We start from the raw sequence: 18,795 nt of genomic DNA, 5'->3' as shown, positions 1-18,795 counted from the left end.
GGACCGGCGTCCTCCTCAGGCCGGCTCGTCCACGAGGGGAAGCCGGATCCAAAATGTCGTCCCCTCCCCCTCCGTCGTCTCGTAGCCGATCGCGCCCCCCAGCTCATCGATGCTCTTCTGGGCGATGGCCAGCCCGAGGCCCGTGCCGCTCGTCTTCGTTGAGAAGTTGGGCTCGAAGACCTTGTCCTGCACCTCCGGCGGGATGCCGGTGCCGTTGTCGATCACCTCGCTGTAGACCGACGGCCCGTCGCCCGCGTTCTCTTCACGGCGCGCGGTGACCCGGACCCGTCCCTCCCGGTCGTCGGGGAGGGCCTGCAGGGCGTTTTTGAGGAGGTTGATGTAGACGCGGCGCAGCTCTTCGCGGTCCGCCTCCACCACCAACGGGTCGCCGGGCAGGTCGAGGGCCAAAGCCTCGGCGTTGGCCGCCTCCTCCTCCATGAGCGACGCGGCCCCCCGAACCACCTCGACCAGGTCGATCGGCTCGGGGACGCGGGTGGGCAGCCGGGCGAAGGTCGAAAACTCGTCGGCGATGCGCACGAGCGACTCGACCTGCTCCACGAGCGTGCTCGTGATGCGGTCGAAGACCTCCGCAAACTCGGCCGCGTCCGTGGCGTCGTCGGTGCGCGTGAAGGCCCGGCGGAGGTGCTGGATGGACAGCTTCATGGGCGTGAGCGGGTTTTTGATCTCGTGGGCCACCTGACGGGCCATCTCGCGCCACGCCAGCTCCCGCTCCTGCCGGGCCAGCTTGCGCCGGCTCTCGGCGAGCTGATCGCGCATCTCGTTGAACGTCTGCACGAGGTCGCCCACCTCGTCCCGCGTGTCGACGGAGAGGGTGCGCGTAAACCGGCCCTCGCCCACGGCCTCCAGGCCCTCCCGGAGCTGGGCGATGGGCCGGGCCAGGGCATTGGCCAGGACCACGCCCGTGAGCATAACCACCACGACGAGCAGCAGCAGGGCCCCGAAGAGGTAGGCCAGGGTGCGCGACTTTTCCTCCTGCAATTGCTCCTGCTGCGCAAGCGTGGGAACCCCGACGACCACCCGAGGCCGCCCCGTCTCGTCGACCAGCGCCCGGTACCCGACCCGGTATCGAAACTGCCCAATGGACCCCTCGGCGGTGACGAACCGGTAGGCCTCGTCGTACAGCTCGTGGTACACGTCCCCCGGCAGGCGCTCGTCCACCAGCCCGTCGCGGCGGAGGCGGGGTTGGCTCGTGCGCGCGAGCCGCCCCTCGTCGTAGAGGTGCAGGTCGAGCCCCACCCGGGCGGCAAGGGTGTCCACGTCCATCCGCTTCGCCGTCCGCCACAGGGGCTCGCCGGGGCGGGCCGCCAGGGCCAGCGTCTCTTCGACCCGGGTGAGCTGGTCGTGCATGCGCCGCTCGATGGCCCGCTCGTTCTCGCCCGTCACCACGCGCACCCCCACGACGCCCACGGCAACCATCGAGACGATTCCGACGACCAGGAAGGCATTCAGGACCTTGTTGCGGAAGCGCACGCGCGAGGCCGGCAGGCGCCCCCGTCGGTGCCGCACGTAGAGGCCGAGCAGGTACACGACGAGCCCCACACAAAGGCCGGCGACGGTGAGCCGAAGCAGGTAGTAGAGGTGATCGAACGCCAGGGTGGCCGGGATGCGCACCGCCACGGTCGAGGGGGTCGTCTCGCCCACCGGCACGAAGCGGCGGTAGTGGGTCAGGTACTCGCGCCCCTGCACCGTCTCGTTCCGCCACACGCCCGGCTTTCCGCGGAGGGCGTCGCGCTTGGGGGGCCGCAGGCGCGCCCGGCCGAAGGCCTCGCCCACGCTCCGCACGAGGCGTCCGTCCCGGAATTCCGCGAGCGACAGATCGGCGTACAGGTCCCCGAACGAGCCGTCCGGCAGCAAGACCCGAGACAGGCCGAATCCCGTTCCGGGCAACACGGACTGCGGCTCGATCCGGACCAGCACCCAGCCCTCCACGAACTCGCCCCCCGTCGGGACGCCCAGCAACCCAGCGTACTGCACGCGTCGCGTCTCGGCGGTCCGCACGGGCGCGCCCGCAGACAACTGCTCGACCACGGGCCCCGGGCGCTGCCCGTAGCGCGACCACAGGCCGGCGAACGCCCGCCGGGCCGCGTCCTCGGTCTGCTCCCCCGCCGCCACGGGCCCGTCGGCCGTGTACTGGCGGCGCACCGTCCCGTCCCACTCCAGCACGCTGAGGCGCACCTCGTACGTCGCGAGGGACGACAGCAGCGACTCCCGCACGACCTGGGGCGCAATTGAATCGAGGCGGGCCTCGGACGCCGGGTCCGCGGCCCGGACGGACGGCCCCAGCGCCTCGGCGGCCGACCGGAGCACCCGGCGCACCGAGTAGAGGACGCGCGGGTCCTGTCCCCGTTCGAACGACCGCGCGGCGTCGACCATGTGCTCCTGCCGCTTCGCGTCCATCCCGGCGTACAGCAACGGGTAGAGCAGCAACGTGACCGCGAAGAGGCCCCCCAGCAGCCCCCGTAGCGTAAGGGCCTCGTCCCCGTGCGCCGGCCCCACGAGGCCGTAGGTCGCCAGCCCCCCCACGCCCGCGAGCAGGGCGAGCACGTACGGCAGCGACACGAAGGCCTGCACGTCCGTGCCGAGGTACAGCGCGGCCAGCGCCCCGCCGTAGAGCCCCGTCCCGAGCACGAGCCCAATGCCTCGCGGCCAGTTGCGGGGCCGATGGTGCAGCAGGCGGCGCAGGGCCCCCCACGTGCCCCCGATGCCGACGAGGATGCCGGCCGCCACCAGGAGAAACAGGCCGCACAGCACCCCCAGGACGAGCGGCTCCGGGAGCAGCCCAGTGCGGGCAAAGAAGTCGAGGGTGCTGTCGAAGACGGCCCGCCGCACGATGAAGGCGAGGACCACAATCGCCCCGAGGCTGCCCGCCACGAGCCCCACCAGGATCCCCAGATAGCGAGCCGCGTGCGGCCGGTCCGGCGCGTATCGGCGAAAGGCCTCCGGAAGCCCACTGAGCACCTCCGCCCGCGGGCGGTAGTGCCGGGCCAGGTAGACCACCCCGGTGGCAAGCCCCGCCGCCCACACGCCTGTAAGGAGCAAGTCCCCGATGGACCGAAACAGGCCGCCCCCGAGGGTCGACGCGAAGTACGTCGGGTTGAAGAGGGGGGCGATGCCCGAGCCGGGCGCCGCCCACCGGGCCGGCACGTCGAGCGACAGCATCGCATAGCGGGCCCCGACCGCGAGAAGCGCGACGAGGGCAAGCCGCCCCGCCGCCGCCCGCCGGGCCCGCCAGTGGCGACGCAGCCCCGGCCGCCGGGCGAGCCGGAGGTACCAGTGCCCCCCCAAAGCGAGAACCCACCCGAGGAGCCCGACGGCCCCGGCCGCGAGGAGATCGGTGTAAAACGCAGCCGTCCGGTCCACGAGCCGGTCGGGCGGGGGCGGCTCTACGGACGCGTACCCCAGGACGGCGCCGTTCCGGCCCCGAAGCGCCCGGTGAGGCGTCGCGGGTGGGGCCCCGCTCCAGCGCACCCGCACCAGCTCGCCGGTCGCCCGGCTCCACTGGGCCTCCAGGCTCGTCGCCTGCACGTACCGGTTCTGCACGGGCGGCCGGTACCGGACGACGCGGACGACGCGCACGGCCCCCAGCCGTGTGCCCCCACGGGTCACTGGGGCCCAGGCCGCCAGGGCCCATCGCCCACGGCCGTCGCGGACGACGGCCGTGCGGGGCCGGGCGGCCCTTCCCTTCCCCGCCTGTGCACTGTCAACGGGCACCTGCGGCCCCGCCCACGCAAGGACGCGGCCGTTCGGGGCGTACACCTCGATTGCCGTGCGGGCGGCAGGCGGGCGCGCGGCAACGTACTGGGCAAGGCGCGCCGGGCGCGTGCCCTGCTCCCGCCACGCCCGCAGGTCCTGCCAGATGGTCGAGTCGGCGGCGAGCCCCTCCGCACGGTCGTGCAGCCGGTCGCGGAGCCCCTCAAACCGCTCCTGGATCGTCGCAAGGGCCGCCTCGACGGTCGCCTCCTGGCGGGCCGCCGCGTTCGCCGCAACGCTCTGCACCGCGTACGTCCGGAGCCCGGCCGTCACCAAAAGCCCGACGCATATCCCCAGGCCCCCCCCCCAGGCCCAGGGACGACGGCGGAGCATACGAAGCAGACGATCCATCACGCGCACCGGAGCTACGAGTCCACAGACGAGCGAGCCCCCCTTGGGAGATGGGCCCAATCGGCCCGGGGCCCACGACAGACGCGCTCCCTTCAGGGACCGGCGGTTTTTCCCCCAGCACCCTCGTCACTTGGCAGCATGTTCGATCCGAACCTCGTGCAGGTTCCACAGGTCCTTGCCCTGCGGTTGGTCGAGCCGCACGTAGACGTGGTGCCGGCGGGCCATGCGGGCCTCCTCGTACTCGCCCCGGACGAAAAAGCTCGTTCCGGCCTCCATCACGTCCCCCACCGCGAAGCGGCCGGAGGGATGGCGCCGAAAGAACTCCCGCAGCACGTACACGGCCTGCGAGCTGCTGTAGAAGGTGCGGTTGCCGAAGAGACTGATCTCGACCCGGTCGGCCGACGGCGTGAGGAGCCGGCGGGCGTTCCCCTCCGCAAACGCAGTCGCCACCCGCCGGGCCACCGCGGACGTGTCCTCGATCGTCGAGCCCGGGCCCGACGCCGTCGAGTCTGCCGGCTGTCCCCGACCAACGGATGGGGCCCCTCCAATTCCGATGACCAGGAGCACCACCAGCGATTTGGGGACGGACATGGACGCAGGAAACCAACCGGCAAAGAGTGAACGACAGCGCGATGGATCTGATCACGGATCCATGTCTGCAAAAAACGAACCGATCCCGCTCTACAGGCCGCCGGGCCGCTCCCCCGCCGCCAACCGTCCGGCGCCGCACACAGTGGCGTCCACCAAGCCGCCCGGTCCGGAAGCCGCTGGCGGCCTACACCAGGCGGTGCGGCACGCTTTCGGCCCCGTCCAGAAGCGCCGTGATGGAGGCCACGCACATCTGGGCCATCCGCATGCGAGTGTCGGTGGTGGCACTCCCCAGGTGGGGCGCCAGGACGACCCGGTCCTGCTCCATCAGCCCCGGGTGCACCTCCGGCTCGTCCTCGAACACGTCGAGCCCCGCCCCGGCAATCTCACCGCTTTTAAGCGCGTCCACCAGCGCCGCCTCGTCGACGACGGGCCCGCGGGCGGTGTTCACCAGCAGGGCCGACGCCTTCATTTTCGAGAAGGCCGCCGCGTCGAGGAGGTGGTGGCTCTCGTCGTTGTGGGGGCAGTGCAGCGAGACGACGTCGCTCGTCGTCAGCAGCTCGCCCAGCCCCACGTGCCGGGCGCTCACCTGGCGCTCCACGGTCGGGTTGGCCCGCGTCCGATTGTGGTAGATCACCTCCATCCCGAAGCCGAGGGCGCGGCGCGCGACCGCCGTCCCGATCCGCCCCATGCCGACGATGCCGATGGTCTTGCGGGCCAGCTCCATGCCCATCAAGTGGGTCGTCTCCCAGCGCTCGAAGCGGCCGTCGCGCACGTACCGGTCGGCCGCCGGCACGTGCCGGGCGGCGGCCAGCAGCAGGGCCCACGCCTGGTCCGCCGTCGCGTCGGTCAGCACGCCGGGCGTGTGGGTGACGGCCACGTCGTGCGCCTCCGCCGCCTCCAGGTCGATGTTGTCGACCCCGACGGCGTACTGCGACACCATCTGCAGCCCCGGGCGGGCCTCGAACAGCGCCTCCGTGATCGGGTCGGCGAGCACGGACAGAAGCACGTCGGCCCCGTCGGCCAGGGCGATGAGTTCATCGACGGAGCGCGTGCTGCCGTCGGGCGGGTCACAGACCGTAAGGGTGTGCTCGTCTCGCACCCCGGAGAGGCCCCCGTCGATGAGGGGGCGCGTCGAAACGATGTGGGCCATCGGTGGAAGGGCTACTAAGGAATGTCGTCGAGTCGGGCTGTCGCCCACGAAGCTACAAAGCGGCGGGCGTTTCGTCCAGCGGGGAGGGCACAGGCGCAGCCAGAAACAACAGGGACGGACACGATGGGACCCCGCTTTCCCCCGAACGGACCCGCGCGTCCTGCCTGGCGTCAGAGGTCCACCTTCGTCACGCCCGCCCCGCCCTCCTCAATGGGGGCCTTGCGGTGGTCCGTCACGTCGGGCCGACCCGAGAGCATCTCGTGGAGGGCATTGCGGAGCGCCCCGGTGCCCTTCCCGTGGAGGATCTCGACCGTGTCGAGGTTGGCCGCCACGGCGTCGTCGAGGAAGTGCTGCACCTGCCGCCGGGCCTCGTCCACGCGCTCCCCGCGCACATCGATCGAGGGGCTCGCCTCCAGCGCCGCCATCTCGGCGTTGCCGCCCGTATCCTCTTCGTCGGGCTCCGCAGACTCCGGCCCGCCGACGCGGGTCAGGCGGTCGAGCGACACGCGCATGTGCATCGAGCCCATCAGCAGGCGGGCCTCTCCGTCCTCGATCTCCTGCACCTCCACGGCGGTCGACCCGTCGTCCACCACCACCTGGTCGCCCTCGTTGATGGGGCCGCCGGCGGCCGCCGGCGACGCCCCGTCCGCCTCCGCCGGCGCCGCGTCCTGCTCCGGCGCCGCCTCCTCGCGCCGCGCCTGGAGGTCCGCTTTGTAGTCTTCGAGCTGCTCCCGCGCCTCCTGGGTGGCGTCCGACTCGGCCTGGGCCTCCTTGATCTCGCGGATCGTGTTCTCGATGCGGGCATTGGCCTCCTCCACGATGCGCTCGGCCTCCTCCAGGGCCTGCTGGCGGAACGCGTCGCGCTCCTTCTCCAGCTTCTCCGTCTTCTCCTCGTAGCGCTGCTGCTCCGCCTCGGCCTTCTCGCGGGCCTTGCGGGCGTCGTAGAGCTCGTCCTCCAGCTCCTGCGTGCGCCGCTCGAACGTGGTGATGAGGTTCTCCATGGCCGTCTTCTGGGTCCCGGCCAGGGTGCGGGCCCGGTCCAGCAGGTCGCCCGACAGGCCCATGCGCCGGGCAATCTCGAAGGCGTAGGAGGACCCGGGCACGCCCTCCTGGTAGCGATGGGTGGGGCGCAGGGTCTCCTGGTCAAACTCCATCGACCCGTTCTCGACGGCCTCCGCCTCGTGGGCGTACGTCTTGAGCGTCCCGTGGTGGGTGGTCGCGATCGTGCGGGCGCCGGCCTCCGTGAGCTGCTCCAGCACCGCCTGCGCGAGGGCCGCCCCTTCGTCCGGGTCCGTGCCGGTGCCGGCCTCGTCGATCAGGACGAGCGCGTTCTCCCCGACCGCGGAGAGCATGTGACGGAGGTTGGAGACGTGCGAGCTGAAGGTGGACAGGTCGTCCTCGATCGACTGCTCGTCCCCAATGTCGGCCACAATCTGGTCGAAGAGCGGGAACGAGGAGTGCGGCGCCACCGGAAGGGGGAGTCCGTAGGCGAGCATCAGCGAGAAGAGGCCAACGGTCTTCATCGTCACCGTCTTGCCCCCGGCGTTGGGGCCGGTGATCACGAGCGTGCGGAAGTCGGCGCCGAGCTCCAGGTCGAGGGGAACCACCTCCCGCGGCGGAAGGGCCTCCTCCTCGCCCGAGGCGCGCCCGTCGGTCGCGTCGCCGGCGTCGCGCCTCTCGAAGTGCAGCTGCAGGACCGGGTTTCGGCCCTCGTAGATCTCGACGTGGCCCTCGTCGTTGAGCTTGGGGACGACGGCGCCTAAGCGGTTGGCAAAGCGGGCCTTCGCGCGCAGCAGGTCGAACTGGGCCAGCACTGTCAGATTCTCCTCAATCGCGTCGCTCTCGGCCCGCACGTGGTCGGTCACCCGGCGCAGGATGCGCTCGATCTCGGCCTGCTCGGCGCTCTGGAGCTCGCGCACCTCGTTGTTGAGCTCCAGGCAGGCCGCCGGCTCGATGTAGACGGTCTGCCCGCTGGCGGACCGGTCGTGCACGAAGCCCTCCACCTTCCCCTTCGCGCTGGCGCGGACCGGGATCACCATGCGCCCGCCACGGAGGGTGGCCTGCTCGCCGGTGGCGTGGCCCTCCCGCACGGCGTGGCGGAGCGCCTTGTCGAGCGTCGTGCGGAGCTCCTCCTCCTTCGATCGAATCTGCTGGCGCAGGCGCCGCAGCTCCGGCGACGCGTCGTCCCGGATGGACGCGTCCTCGTCGAGGATCGACGCGATCGTCTCTTCGAGATCCGGGAGCGGGGTGGCTCGCGCCACGGCGTCGGCCAGCCGCGGGTAGTCCTCGCGCCGCGCCTCGAAGTGCTTCTTCAGGCGCCGGAGCGTGACGAGGGTCCGCCGGGTCGCCATCAGGTCCTCCGGGTCCACGTAGGCGTCCTCCGGGGCGGCGCGGCGGAGGGCGTCCCGCAGGTCGTACATCGGGCTGAGCGGCACCGAGTCCCCGTACTGAAAGGCGCCCTGCAGCTCCTCCACCCGCCCCAGCTCGCCCCGCAGCCAGTCCATCGTGCGGGCCGGCCGCATGGACGCCAGCCGCTCCTCGCCCAGCGGGCTCTGCACGCGGGCCGCCAGGCGGTCGCGCACGACGTCGAAGCCGAGCTTCTCATCCAGCGAGTCCGGGTACGTCTCCATGGGGCGCGTAGCACGCAAGGGTGAAGGGGGACGCTCGGGGGCCGTGAACCGGGGCGCGAAAAACGACACTCGCCTCTCACGCGTGTCCGTTCACGGAAGGGCCGGCCGTTGCCCCGCCGGCCCGGCAGGCCATCGCCGCCTGGCGTGGGATCATAAACAATCGACCGGCCCGGCTGCTCCAACGCCACGCGGCCCACGCGCCCTCAGCGGCGCCAAACGCCGTAGTCCACCCAAAATCCACACGCAGCGGGCCCCTGCGCCGTCGATACGGCGGCAACGTCCTTAGGCTCGGTGGGGCCCGGCGCTCCCTAACTGCGCAGCTCCACGTTGACCTGGGAGTGGTCGCCCACGTTGAGGCTTTCCGGCCGCAGGTCGACCGCGGCGTGGCGCCCGATCACGGAGTCGGCGAGCACCGCGTTCTCGACCGTGCCGCCGGCAAAGACAATGCTGTCCCGCAGCACCGCGTCGGAGACGGTCGCGCCCTCTTCGATCGAGACGTGCGGGCCCACGACGGCGTTCTCAACGGTCGCGCCCGGGCCGATGTAGACCGGGTCGTGGATGACACTATCCTCGACAGTGCCCTGGCGGGCGTCGCCGGACTCCCGCTCCAGGACGCGCCCGGTGGTCTCCAGCAGGGCCGGGATCGTGCCGCAGTCCATCCACGCGTCCACACCCGCCGTGGTAAACATGTCGCCCTCCTGCAGGCGGTGGTCCAGCGCGTCGGTGAGCTGATATTCGCCGCCCGCGCCCTTCATGTCGGTCTCGATGACGTGGTCGATGCCGGCCTTCAGGTCGGCCAGCTCGCGGAGGTAGTAGATCCCGATGAGCGCCTCGTTGGAGACCGGGTCGTCGGGCTTCTCGATGAGCTCGGTGACCTCCTCCCCATCGCGCACGGCAACGCCGAACCGGCGCGGGTCGTCCACTTCGCGGACGAACGCCACCACGTCAGCGTCGCCGAGGGTCACCTTGCCCGATAGGCCAAAGAGCGTGTCCGCAAACACCACGACGCCCTCGCCCTGGAGGTGCTCGCCCGCACAGCCGACGGCGTGGGCCGTGCCGAGGGCCTTCTCCTGGACGGGGAAGTGCGGCGTGATGCCCCGCTCGTCGCAGAGCGCGGTGAGCTGGTCGCGGATTTCGGTGCCGAAGTCGGGCCCCAGGACGAACACGCCGTCGTCGGGGGGCGCCGGGAGGACGCGGGAGAAGGTGTCGACGATGCGCTCGACGATGCTCCGCCCTCGCACCTTGAGAAGCGGCTTGGGGGTGACGTGCGAGTGCGGGCGGACGCGGGTGCCCCGCCCCGCCATGGGAACGATGAGCTTCATGGGCAGAATTGATGCGTTGCGCAGAGAACGAGAAGAACGGCCGTGGGCGTCCACGCGCGGGAGACACTCGCATGCCGAGTGCGCGTTCGATGCGACGCCGCCATGATAATAACGAGATCGGGGACCGAATGCCAGCGCGCCCGCCGCGATTTTCTCGTGCACCGCCCCTCTTTCGGCGGGTCCGGAATGTCCTCGATTCTGGACAACGCTGCGCACTGCCGCCTACGACCCGCCCCCGTCCTCCACCGCCCCACCTCCACCACGCCGTCTTCATATTTTCGACCGTTCTGGAGGCCCACCGCGGGGCGCGGCCCCTTTGGCCGGCGAGAGCGCCCGGTTCGTCGGCCCGGCTGCACTTCCGGCACAGACGTTGTACCTTTTAGGCTCCACGATGACGGCAGCGGCGGCCCTCCCGCCCGCCAGCCTGCCCCCGTCGGCGCCGGGGCCCTCGGCCCCGGAAACAAACGTACGGGGCACTCCTACCGCACTTAGTGTTTGATGTCGACGGTTTTTTCATTCTTCCCCGCAACCAGTCTTCCAGTCATGAATACCCACTGGCTACCCCGCGCTCTCGCAACCCGCTGGACGGTCGTCGCATTTGCCTGCCTGCTCGGGCTCCAGCTTGGCGCCGGGAGCGTGCGTGCTCAAAGCGACAACTCCCTGTCCAACGCTCAGAAGAAGAAGCTGAAGAAGGAGCTGCAGCAGACGTATAAGGAAGGCGCCAAAGCCGGAAACGCGGAGAACTACGAGATGGCCGCCACGCGGTTTGAGGAGTCCATCGAGCTGGCCCAGAAGCTGGGGCTCGACGACCTCATCGGGAAGATTGAAAACAACCTCATCGAAAGCCTCAAGGGCGCCGGCAGCGCCGCGCTCAAGCAGGAGAACTACACAGGCGCCCTGTCCCACTTCAAGACGCTGCAGGAGTACACGGACGCCGACCCCACCGTCCAGTACAACCAGGGCCTGGCCCTCATCAACATGGAGGACAGCACGGAGGCCGGGCTGCAGTCGCTGCGGCAGGCGATTGAGGTGGGCAACGAGGTGGGCAACACCCGCGTGGCGGGCCTGGCCACCGAGCGCATTCGGGACGAGTTCCTGGCCCGCGCCTCGAAGGCCCTGCAGGGCGACAGCCCGTCGCAGGCCCAGATCGACAAGGCCCTGAGCGCCCTCGACCAGATGACCGAGTACGTGGAGCCGAACGCGAACGCGATGTTTTACCGCGGCACGGCCCTTTACGAGAGCGGGCAATACCAGCAGGCCATTCAAGCAGCCCGCCAGGGCCTGGACATGCACCAGGGCAGCCGCAGCGACGCCGCGAAGTTCCACTTCGTGATCGCCGAGTCGCAAATGGAAACCGGCAACAAGGCCTCCGCCTGCGAGACGTTTGCCAACGCCACGTACGGCGACTACGAGGCCCGCGCCAACCACTACCTGGAGAACGAGTGCGACGACGTGTGACGCGCCGCTGCTCCGCGCCATTCCGGTGTCCCTCGGAACGCCCGTGCCCTCCGGCGCGGGCGTTTCGTGTTGAGGGTGCACCGCCTCGTCCTCAGAACCTACCACTCATCAGCGAAGGGCGCGCCGGGCGAGGCCGTGGGGGCAGTCTGCCCCTGGGCGGGATGGGCCCATGGCTCCATGCCCCACCCGATTGGAGAGAGGCGGGGGCCTCTCACACCGTCTCCTGGGCCCCCCAGTAGACGAGCACGACGAGGAGCACGGCGGGCACGAAGATCGCGGCCAGGGTGAGCCACTCGATGCCCGTCCCGACCGGCGCGTCCGCCTGAAACGATGCGGCGCGCTGGAGAAGGGCGATGGGAAGCATCATGGGGGCAACTGTGCGTTTCGCAGGGAAGAATGAACGGCGGGGGCGCCGGCGTCGGGGCCCGCCCGACTGGCCGACAGGGCTGCCCGTTCGGGGCCTCACTCTTTGGGCCAGGCCGTCTCCTCGGGCAGCTCCGCATCGGGGGGCTGCAGGACGAGCTCGTCCGGCAGGTCGTTCACTTGGTCGCCTGGGTTGACCACCGACACGAGCGGCAGGGCCAGGGCGGTGAAGAACTTGCCCATGGCGGCGAGCAGAAACTCCTGCTGCAGCTCCACCATGTCCTCTTCCAGGCGCTCGTCGTCCCGGGCGTGCCCCTGAATGTCAAGGTACAGGACCCGCGGCCAGTCCGGAAACTCCGCCTGCGCCTCCTTGAGCAGCGCAAAGACGTCCTGCGCCGCCGTCTCGAAGTCGTCGTCCGGCCGCACTATATGGTAGAGCGAGACTGTGTTGTCGAAGTTCATGTGCAGGCCGGGCGCATCCGGCTTGTTATACTCCGGCACGAAGTCCGGGCGGTCCGAGGACGAGCTCATGAGGAACGCCAACCAATTCACGAGAACGGGTCCGTTTTTGAATGCCCGCCCGCCCCGAGAGATTCGGCCCGGCGGCGCGGGCGCATCGCTGGAGGCTACCCCGCCTGCGCCTGCGCCCCACACGTGGAGACGGCCCCGGTCGCCTTCTCCGCGGGCTCCTCGGCGGACAGCTCCTCGGCGGACGACTCCTCGGCGGACGGACCCGCAGCCCCGTCGGCCCGCTGACGCCGCTGGCGCTCTACGGAGTGGGCCAGGATCTCTTCGAAGAGGGTCTCGGCGAGGGTGGGCGGCAGGCCCGCCTCGTCCGCCACCGACCGGACGTGGGCCAGCAGTTCGGCCTCGCGCTCGGGGTCGCGCACGGTGCGGTCAGCGTCGGCCTTCAACTCGCAGAGGTCGTCGACGATGGCCTGCCGCTCGGCGAGCAGCTCCACGACCCGCTCGTTGATCTCGTCGATGCGGGCGCGGGCCTCCGGCACGGTCGTTGGGCTGGAAGACGTGGACATGGATGGGTCGCTGGCGTGGGGGTCAGAATGCGTCTGGGGACCCACCGGGCGCGGCGCCATCGGCCCACACATGCGAAAACCCCGCCGGGGCCGAAGGCGATCGACCGGCGGGGTGCAACAACAAGAGGGTACGCGCGCTACGAGCCGCCGGCCGTCCAGAGATAAAAATAGACATACACGTAGCCCAGATAGAAGCGGGCAAAGGCACAGCGGCCTTCGGCCGCGCCGACAGAGGCGCTGGCCGCGGACGGGATGGCGAATGGGAGAGCGCGTCGGTTCATGGCTACCGTACAGTACGGCACGCGGGCACGGATGTCAACGCCCGTTCGGTTCTACACAGAACTCTAACATTTACTGCATCCAGTTCGGTCAGCCTCGTCTCTCCAGACAATTCGGAAGGACAATCTGTTCAGAAGGACAATTTGCCCGCAAACGTTCTGAACACCAACTGTTCCTCACAGGCGATTCGGGACGCCCGGGATTACATCGGACGTGTCTCGCTCCCCATCGGCAAAGAAGCGGATGTTCTTCTCTTCGGTGACGATCCAGACCTCTTCGGCTCCTGCCTCGCGGTAGAGCGCGCGTTTCTCGTCCATCTCGTCCCAGTCGTTCGACTCGGACATAACTTCGATGCACACCTCCGGGGCCAAGGTGGGAGGATCCCCCGTCCCTTCCATTTCGTCCCTCCGCGCGGCCGTGCACCAGACGACGTCGGCGACCTTTGTCCCCTTCGCCGTCACGATGGGGAATTCCGGCCGGACCCGTCCCCCGCCTGCGTGCTCGTGCAGAAGAGCGATGAGGTCGCCCTGCCTGTCGGAATGCAAAGCGGAGTGTGGACTCAAAATCAGCTGTCCTCTACGGTTGGTTTCGACCTTGTAGGAAAGCTCGCGGAGAACGGGATCCGAGCGAATTTCCGCCCATCGCTCTTGCTGGTCCTGTTCTGCGGTCGTAGGCGCAGGCATGGCTGGACGATTAGGATCTATAGATATGCAGATTCCAAAACGCTCAGCTCCGAAACAGGATCCGCTCCCCTCCTCTGTTTTCCGCCCCGCCCGCCTGTTCCCCCGCCTAACGGCCCAACGGATCCTGCAGTCTCCGCCACGTGAGGCCGACCCGCACGCCCACGCTTTCCTTACGAAAGTCGCCGGTGTCGACCGCCACGCCCAGGTCGTAGGCGAGCGCCTCCGTCCCCGGCACCCGCCCGAAGACCTCCACCAGAAGCGACCACTGGCCTGTCCGCGAGAAGCGGTCGTCGAGCAGGTCTGTACACTCGGGGTCCGAGCACAGGCTCGTCGAGCCGCTGTTTTCGCTGTAGGTGCCCGTGAGCCGGTAGGACAGGCCCGGCCACGCCGTGCCCTCCACGGCCACGTGGTGGGCCACGACGAGACTGTTGGCGATGCCGGGCCGGCCATCCGGGACGCCCGGCGTGCCCGCAGGCGGCGTCACGAGCGGCAGGCCGATCGTGCGTCCCCGATGGGTCCAGCCCGATCGGTAGAGGCTGTGGCTAAAATTCCGGTCGGACCCCGCCCGCTGCCCCTCCGCGTACTTGGCGTTCTGGCGGATGAACCGGAAGTGCTCGTACAGAACTGCCTCCACCAGGGCCGGCCCGCCGGGCCGCCGCAGACTCACGCCCCAGAGCCCGTCCCACACGTTTCGGAACCAGAGGCCCGCCTTGTCCTCAAAGAAGAACTGGCGATAGACCTGTGCCGCCACCGGCCCCGCCGACACATCGACGCTGAAGTCGTAGTTGCCCATGTGGTCGGGGCCCACCTCATCGGAGCCCCGCAGCGCGAAGAACACGCGGCCGAACTGCCGGAGGCCGTCCCGGAAGGCCCCTGCCTCCTGGCCCGCCACCGCCTCAGTGGGCGTCCCGCCCCAGAACGCGTGATGGATCAGCCCCGCGTGTAGCGTCACCGGCCACTCGGGGGGCAGCAGGCGGAGGTACCCGTACTTCTCGTGCAGAAAGGCATTCTGCACCACCCGGCCTTCCCCCATCCAGCCGTGGGCGAGGTACCCCTTCACCCCCAGGAATCCGTTCGTGCCGGGGACGGGCACGTAGCCGGGCGTCGACACGCGCACCTTCGGCAGGGGCGTCGCGTTTTCGCTGCGCGTGACGCCGCCGAGCGAGCGGGCCGTGTCGACCCGGCCGATGACCTGCTTCTTCCACCCGGCCGTCAGCTGCAACGGCCCGTACCGGAGCTGCCCGTAAAGCTCCTGCACGTGGAGCGTGCTGTTGGCGGAGGCCCGTCCCAGAAGGCTCGCCCCGACGGCGTAGTCGAGCCCGCCCTTCGCGCCCGAAAAGGGCCGCCGGGCCGCGAGGCGCGCCCCGAGGGGGATCCCGCTCCGGCCTAGCCGCCCGTACTGGTTCGCGTCCAGCCAGAAGGGCAAGGCCTCCGTGCTCGCCCCCGCCCCGAAGACCGACACCTCCGATTGAATTGGGCCCCCGCCCTGCCCCTGCGCGGGCCGGGCGGACGCCCCCATCAGCAAGGCGCAGAGACCCACCCAGACGATCAGGCCGGCCGGGAGGCCCCTTTTGTACCGGGTCGTGGTGTACCGGGTCACACGTGCGGGGTGGGCGCGTCGGGAAGAAGCAGTCATGGGGCGGTCGGCGTGTGCGCAGTCGGCGCGTCGAGGCAATGCGTAGAACGCCCGTGTCCATCGGCGTGGACGCTCCTTGTTCCGACTCGTTGCCCGAAGTGCTCAATTTACGCAGTGCCCCTCGATCGTCCCCAATCCACCAGGACACGGTCCCGTAGACGGCTGCCCCCCACGAACAAGAGACATAGTGGACGTGCAGTGATATCATTCAACGTGCCCTGTTCGAGGAGAGCGTGGCCGCACGCCCGGCCGCCCTCACATCAACGTTTTGGGGGAACCTCGCAGTGGGATCGGTACTACGCCCCAGTGCTGCCACATGAGACTTCAGCCTTCGCCCCGACATGAGCATCTACGCAACCCTCTGGACGCTCAAGTTTCCGCATCAGGGCCGCGCACACCTAGACTCCGACTGGGTCCGTGTACGAGCCCAGCCCAAGACTACTTCCTCACTTTGCTCGGGGCGCAAGGGGGTTCCCTCGCACATTGGCTCCCCCACGCCCGGCCTGGGATACGAGGACGGTGATCCCTACGGCGCGTTTCTCCCGCCCCCACTCGAAACTAACAAGCACGGGGAGCACGAATTCATGCGTGCGGTCGTGTTCGTGACAGAACAGACGAGCAATGGTACTGAGCGCAGCCCTCAAGAGTACGTCGATCCGCTGCTGGTGCGGACAGGCGAGGCGTACGCCCGCCTCACGTTCGAGGAGCTTCATCGGCACCTCTGCGACACTCTCCGAAACGATGAAGATCACCGACATCCGAGCGATTGAACCAAGCGACCAGAAAAGGGGCGACCGGCGCTTTTCTCCAAAGCACCTCTCCCCTTCTCAGAACCTGTTTTAATTCATGCCACGAGGCGACAGGCGGCAGCGATGGCCTGCAAATCGGACCTGGACTCGGGCGGTAGATCCACTGCAGCCCTCGACCATGTCCCGATTCTCGGCACATCGGTGCTCGTCCTCGAGGGTCGGTTCAAAATCAACATACCAGGTTCTCACTCCACACTACGGGCGTGGGTCAACTCCCGCGACTGAACCGGGCGCACCTCGTCCCGGTCGATGGCCAGCATAGCCACGGTGTCTCCCGTGAGGGTGACGAACTCAACCTCAAAGGCCTCTCCCTCAGAATACACATGAACGACCGTTCCCACGTCCCCCGGTTCCAGTCCCGCGTCGGGCTCTTTCGTCGTAAGAACCACTCGATCGTGTTCTTCGATCATGGGCCTACCGGTCCGATGAAGAAAGGGGATATGCTGCTACCAATCGAGATTCCGGCTCCGATTACTCCTGTTCGATAATCCAAACCATCCGCACCTCCGGGCGGTTTCCCGTCGGAGTATCGATCGGTCCTTCGACCACGTAAGTAGGGCACCTCCTCGGCGATGAATCTTCGAAGCGCACCGTGCTCAGGCTGACTTGAGTAGATGATCAGGTTGCTGTCCAGAAGCATGCGGCTTAACGGTCACGGCCAAGAAGTGGACGATCATGCCGAACCTCCCGCTGCCACGCGTCTGGATCGTCGACCGTACTGAAGGCGCTAGACTCCGCCAATTTGGCAAGGGCGTCGGCCATCTTCTGACCCTGGGTTCCCTTCTCGGTTTCTTCCTCGAGCACGGTGACGTGTACGCGCAACGGACGGTCGGTGTCTGGCACCTTTTCTCCTGCCCATCGGACGCGGTCGCCCTCGAGAATACCTTCGTAGGTTCGGAGCATAGCAGTGAGTTCGCCGGTGAGAAGACACGATTTGTGTTTTCAACTCTTCACCCTCGCGAAAGGTTTGGGTACGTACAGCCTCGCTACTCAACTGGGGTGTGTCTCACTGCTGCTGAGGCGACGATAAAAGCTCGGCTCTCTTCGAGCGAACGATCAATCTCCTCCCGGTGAGCAAAATAGTAGGCAAGTGCTGCGTAGACATCCGCCAGGGACAAATCATACTCACTGGCAATCTGATCCACGCTCCAGCCCAGCCGCTCGTGCCAACACCACGACGTCCTGAACCCTGATTCGGTGGTCGGCAATTCGGGGCTTCCCACCACAGATTCCGTCCGTCTGTTCAATCCGCTGATCCAAGGACATGGTCGTACTGGAGACCTGAAAGGACAACATTTCGCTTGAAAGGGGTACGCACACGTCAAGGAGACAGGTGCCTCTGTTCCACATGCTCGCTCTCTTCGCGCATTTCTCCCTCGCACGAAAGAAAACCGCCCAACGCTGAACGTTCAACATACAAACACTGCACGCAAAACGCCCAACGCCCAAACGGTTCAGACAAGCCGCAAGATAAGAGCAGCGAGTCTCCTTTGTCCACCGAAGACAACCACCTCCGACAGCTACACCTCCATCGACCGACCTCACTCGCGGCCACAGGGTAGAGGGTCCAATGCCAAACGCCCCCATGTCGCCGGTGCAGGAAGGCGTCCACCGGGCGACCCCATGAATTGCGAGTCGCTCTCGGGCGGGACTCCCTGGCTACGAACCCGACGACAGATCCAGGTGCCTCATCACCTGATGGGCAAACGCACGAAAGTCCCCGAGCCGCTCGTAGGAGATGCTGTGCACGATCCGCCCAGTCAATGGAGCGATAGGCGTGAACAGCAACGTTGCGGAATCCGACAGCCCCCTGTAACCGATGGGCCAGCTCCTCCGAAAGGACCCCATCTCTTGGAGATGATCAAACGCCTTCGCCATGGTCTCCGGCGACGGCCGGTCGGTTTCGGCAATGAGATGAGCAGCCACGTCGACGCAAAAGAGGCGCGTGCCGGTTTGAAGAATCCGGTCGACGATAGGGCCGTGGGTGGCCTGAAGATCAATCAGATCAACGGGGCGACCGGTTGCCTGCGCCAGCGTTTCGATCAACGCCAATTTCTCATCGGCAGCGAGGGGCTCGTTCGGCAGCACCGCCACATCGAGGTCACTGGTCAGGCCGGCCGTACCGGAGGCGACCGATCCAAAGACCCAGGCCGCCCCAATGCCCTCGTGGGGGTGGAGAAGATTTATGATCCGTGCCCGCCTGTCCGAAGTCATCGTCCGTTCTGGCCAATGAACAGTCGTACTCGTTTCCCACGTACAGGTCCGGGAGAAGTTGGAGCCCCACGTTCCGACCCTGACGGCCTTCGGGGCCTCCGCGACCGCTGTCGGGACGGGATGCCGATTGAGCCAACACCGGTCCTCGTCTCGCTGTTGTCGCACCGTCTCACTGAGGGACCCTCCGTTCACCTCAAGGGAGTCTCGACACCGATGAAGTGAGGGCAGAGCCTCCCCTTCGTGAGGCTGTACAGGCCCAAGGTGAACTGGAGGCCATGAGAATTGTCTCACCCGCTTCCACGTGAGCGACAAGGTCGACAAGACCCACTTGCGCTTCTCGAAGAGAGCCCTGCGTCACGACGTTGTCGATCGGTCCGGACGTAAAGGATGTCCCGTTTCTTCCCACAGGCGTTTCGCTTGAGGGAGCATCCGGCGTCTGAGAGACCATCAAAAGGAGTGATGATGCTATCTCGATGCCAACGCAAAACGCCCGACATGCAGGCC

At 68.2% G+C, this 18,795-nt stretch carries 16 protein-coding genes and 2 pseudogenes; 2 read left to right on the top strand and 16 right to left on the bottom strand.

Annotated elements, in window-relative coordinates; all coding sequences use genetic code 11:
* Positions 1–15: 15 nt before the first annotated feature.
* From SRU_RS03480 to SRU_RS03460, 5 genes are all read right to left on the bottom strand, one after another.
* Positions 16–4,104: an ATP-binding protein gene (locus SRU_RS03480; protein ID WP_237701896.1), complete on the bottom strand. Its 4,089-nt coding sequence runs from the start codon at positions 4,102–4,104 to the stop codon at positions 16–18.
* Positions 4,105–4,248: 144 nt separating this feature from the next.
* A complete protein-coding gene (locus tag SRU_RS03475) occupies positions 4,249–4,713 on the bottom strand; it encodes a DUF4783 domain-containing protein (protein WP_011403425.1) in 465 nt (154 codons plus the stop codon).
* 184 nt (positions 4,714–4,897) lie between these two features.
* Positions 4,898–5,863 (bottom strand): 2-hydroxyacid dehydrogenase, encoded by a 966-nt coding sequence (locus SRU_RS03470; RefSeq protein WP_011403424.1) that lies wholly within the window; start codon positions 5,861–5,863, stop codon positions 4,898–4,900.
* 170 nt (positions 5,864–6,033) lie between these two features.
* Positions 6,034–8,493 (bottom strand): endonuclease MutS2, encoded by a 2,460-nt coding sequence (locus SRU_RS03465; RefSeq protein ID WP_011403423.1) that lies wholly within the window; start codon positions 8,491–8,493, stop codon positions 6,034–6,036.
* 308 nt (positions 8,494–8,801) lie between these two features.
* Complete coding sequence (locus SRU_RS03460) at positions 8,802–9,815, bottom strand: sugar phosphate nucleotidyltransferase (RefSeq protein ID WP_164923482.1); 1,014 nt, start codon at positions 9,813–9,815, stop codon at positions 8,802–8,804.
* 543 nt (positions 9,816–10,358) lie between these two features.
* On the opposite strand from SRU_RS03460, the gene SRU_RS03455 reads away from it, so the two are divergent.
* Positions 10,359–11,273 carry a tetratricopeptide repeat protein gene (locus SRU_RS03455; RefSeq protein ID WP_164923481.1) on the top strand — a complete coding sequence of 305 codons (915 nt, stop codon included), beginning with the start codon at positions 10,359–10,361 and terminating at the stop codon, positions 11,271–11,273.
* 211 nt (positions 11,274–11,484) lie between these two features.
* Here the strand turns inward: SRU_RS03455 and SRU_RS03450 are convergent, their stop codons facing one another.
* The 6 genes from SRU_RS03450 to SRU_RS03425 all read right to left on the bottom strand — a co-directional run bounded on the left by SRU_RS03450 (position 11,485) and on the right by SRU_RS03425 (position 15,268).
* On the bottom strand, positions 11,485–11,640 hold the full coding sequence (locus SRU_RS03450; protein ID WP_158442683.1) for a hypothetical protein: 156 nt from the start codon (positions 11,638–11,640) through the stop codon (positions 11,485–11,487).
* 95 nt (positions 11,641–11,735) lie between these two features.
* A complete protein-coding gene (locus SRU_RS03445) occupies positions 11,736–12,167 on the bottom strand; it encodes a hypothetical protein (protein ID WP_051010918.1) in 432 nt (143 codons plus the stop codon).
* Between the two features lie 95 nt (positions 12,168–12,262).
* The gene (locus SRU_RS03440; RefSeq protein WP_237701894.1) at positions 12,263–12,670 is read right to left on the bottom strand and encodes a chorismate mutase; all 408 of its coding nucleotides are present in this window, start codon (positions 12,668–12,670) and stop codon (positions 12,263–12,265) included.
* 137 nt (positions 12,671–12,807) lie between these two features.
* The gene (locus SRU_RS03435; protein WP_162892262.1) at positions 12,808–12,951 is read right to left on the bottom strand and encodes a hypothetical protein; all 144 of its coding nucleotides are present in this window, start codon (positions 12,949–12,951) and stop codon (positions 12,808–12,810) included.
* A gap of 174 nt (positions 12,952–13,125) precedes the next feature.
* The gene (locus tag SRU_RS03430; protein WP_011403417.1) at positions 13,126–13,632 is read right to left on the bottom strand and encodes a Uma2 family endonuclease; all 507 of its coding nucleotides are present in this window, start codon (positions 13,630–13,632) and stop codon (positions 13,126–13,128) included.
* Positions 13,633–13,738: 106 nt separating this feature from the next.
* A complete protein-coding gene (locus tag SRU_RS03425; RefSeq protein ID WP_237701892.1) occupies positions 13,739–15,268 on the bottom strand; it encodes a capsule assembly Wzi family protein in 1,530 nt (509 codons plus the stop codon).
* 341 nt (positions 15,269–15,609) lie between these two features.
* On the opposite strand from SRU_RS03425, the gene SRU_RS03420 reads away from it, so the two are divergent.
* Positions 15,610–16,038 carry a hypothetical protein gene (locus SRU_RS03420; protein ID WP_162891519.1) on the top strand — a complete coding sequence of 143 codons (429 nt, stop codon included), beginning with the start codon at positions 15,610–15,612 and terminating at the stop codon, positions 16,036–16,038.
* Positions 16,039–16,262: 224 nt separating this feature from the next.
* Here SRU_RS03420 and SRU_RS03415 read toward each other — a convergent pair whose 3' ends face one another.
* The 5 genes and pseudogenes from SRU_RS03415 to mntA all read right to left on the bottom strand — a co-directional run.
* Positions 16,263–16,487, bottom strand: a complete 225-nt coding sequence (locus SRU_RS03415; protein WP_011403415.1) for a DUF4926 domain-containing protein — start codon at positions 16,485–16,487, stop codon at positions 16,263–16,265.
* Between the two features lie 235 nt (positions 16,488–16,722).
* On the bottom strand, positions 16,723–16,980 hold the full coding sequence (locus SRU_RS03410) for a hypothetical protein (protein WP_164923479.1): 258 nt from the start codon (positions 16,978–16,980) through the stop codon (positions 16,723–16,725).
* 83 nt (positions 16,981–17,063) lie between these two features.
* Positions 17,064–17,343: pseudogene (locus SRU_RS15450) on the bottom strand (DUF433 domain-containing protein).
* A gap of 55 nt (positions 17,344–17,398) precedes the next feature.
* Complete coding sequence (locus SRU_RS16000) at positions 17,399–17,905, bottom strand: hypothetical protein (protein WP_374982343.1); 507 nt, start codon at positions 17,903–17,905, stop codon at positions 17,399–17,401.
* Positions 17,906–18,009: 104 nt separating this feature from the next.
* Positions 18,010–18,291: pseudogene (gene mntA, locus SRU_RS15995) on the bottom strand (type VII toxin-antitoxin system MntA family adenylyltransferase antitoxin); the annotation flags it as partial.
* Positions 18,292–18,795: the final 504 nt, after the last annotated feature.

The organism is Salinibacter ruber DSM 13855 (assembly GCF_000013045.1).
GTDB classification, from domain to species: Bacteria; Bacteroidota; Rhodothermia; order Rhodothermales; family Salinibacteraceae; genus Salinibacter; species Salinibacter ruber.
The sequence above is the reverse complement of the archived record's forward strand: the minus strand, read 5'-3'. Positions and strand labels throughout refer to the sequence as shown.